The following is a 1,554-nucleotide window of genomic DNA, read 5'->3' as shown; positions in this document are numbered from 1 at the left end:
GAAGCTCAAATCGCGAAGTTCGACCTGGCGCTGGGAAAGCTGAACCTCGAGCCCGGGATGACGCTGCTGGACATCGGCTGCGGCTGGGGCGGCGCCCTGAAGCGGGCTGTCGAGAAATATGACGTCAACGTCGTGGGCCTGACGCTGTCGGAGAACCAGGCGGAGCACGTGCAGCAGTCCTTCGACCAGATGGATACCTCCCGCACCCGACGTGTGCTGCTGGAAGGCTGGGAGAAGTTCCACGAGCCGGTGGACCGCATCGTGTCGATCGGCGCGTTCGAGCACTTCGGCCGGCAACGCTACGGCCGCTTCTTCAAGATGGCCTACCAGGCGCTGCCGCCCGGCGGAGTGATGTTGCTGCACACCATCGTTCGTCCGTCGTTCAAGGACGCCCGGGCCAAGGGCATGACACTGACCCACGAGATCGTCCAGTTCTCGCAATTCATTCTGGCCGAGATTTTCCCCGGCGGCTGGCTGCCGACCCCGCAGACCGTCGGCGAGTATGGGGTGACGACGGGCTTCGAGTTGACCCGCGTCCAGTCGCTGCAATTGCACTACGCCAGAACCCTGGACCTGTGGGCCGAAGCCCTCGAGGCCAATCGCGAGCAGGCCCTGGCGATCCAGTCCCACGAGGTCTACGACCGGTACATGAAGTACCTGACCGGCTGCGCGAAGCTGTTCCGTGAGGGATACACCGACGTCAATCAATTCACGCTGGAAAAGTAACCGGACCACAACGAGCAATCAGCCCCGAACGAATCACGTTCGGGGCTGAATTGCTTTGTCCTACTTGACCATCGTGAACTGCCCCACATTGCAGACGCCCTTGCGGAAGAAGTTCTCGCACCCCGTCAGGTAGTGCATGTAACGGTCGTAGACCTCTTGCGATTGGACAGCGATCGCCTTGTCCTTATTGGCTTCCAGATTGGCCGCCCATATGTTGAGGGTCCGCTCGTAATGCTTCTGCAGCAACTGCACCCGTTCGATCGAGAAGCCAGCAGCCTCACCGAACTTGAAGATATCCTCCTGCGCCGGCAGCTGTCCGCCGGGGAAGATTTCCTGGCCGATGAATCGCATGAAGCGCAAATCGCTCATCGTGATCGAAACACCGCGCTCATGCTGCTGCTTTTGGGAATACGCCAAAATCGTGTGCAACAGCATGCGGCCGTCATCGGGAAGGATGTCGTACGCGCGCTCGAAAAATGCCGAGTAGCGCTCCATCTTGAAAGCTTCGAAGGCGCCGATCGTGACAATCCGGTCGACCTTGTCTTCGAACTCTTCCCAGCCTTGTAGGCGCACCTCGATGTTGCGGTCGGTCGGCAACGCGGCCAGCTTGTTCTTGCTGTACTCGAACTGATTGCGGCTCAGCGTGATTCCGATGACGTTGACGTCGTACTTCTCGACAGCCCGCTTCAGGGCGCCGCCCCAGCCGCAGCCGATGTCCAGCAGCGTCATCCCGGGCTCGAGGTTCAGCTTTCCCAGCGCCAGGTCGAACTTCGCGATTTGAGCTTCTTCGAGCGTCATGTCGTCGCGCTCGAAGTAGGCGCAGGTGTA

2 protein-coding genes are annotated in these 1,554 nt (G+C 60.4%); one reads left to right on the top strand and one right to left on the bottom strand.

Annotated elements, in window-relative coordinates:
- On the top strand, nt 1–726 hold a 726-nt coding region (locus tag A5688_RS13810), incomplete at its 5' end, for a cyclopropane mycolic acid synthase family methyltransferase (protein WP_068268195.1).
- Between the two features lie 60 nt (nt 727–786).
- On the opposite strand, the gene A5688_RS13805 is transcribed toward A5688_RS13810, so the two are convergent.
- On the bottom strand, nt 787–1,554 hold a 768-nt coding region (locus tag A5688_RS13805; protein WP_068268145.1), incomplete at its 5' end, for a cyclopropane mycolic acid synthase family methyltransferase.

This window comes from Mycobacterium mantenii (assembly GCF_001667865.1).
In the GTDB taxonomy this organism is placed as follows: domain Bacteria; phylum Actinomycetota; class Actinomycetes; order Mycobacteriales; family Mycobacteriaceae; genus Mycobacterium; species Mycobacterium mantenii_A.
Note: the sequence above shows the minus strand (reverse complement) of the source record. Positions and strands in the feature narration are given on the sequence as shown.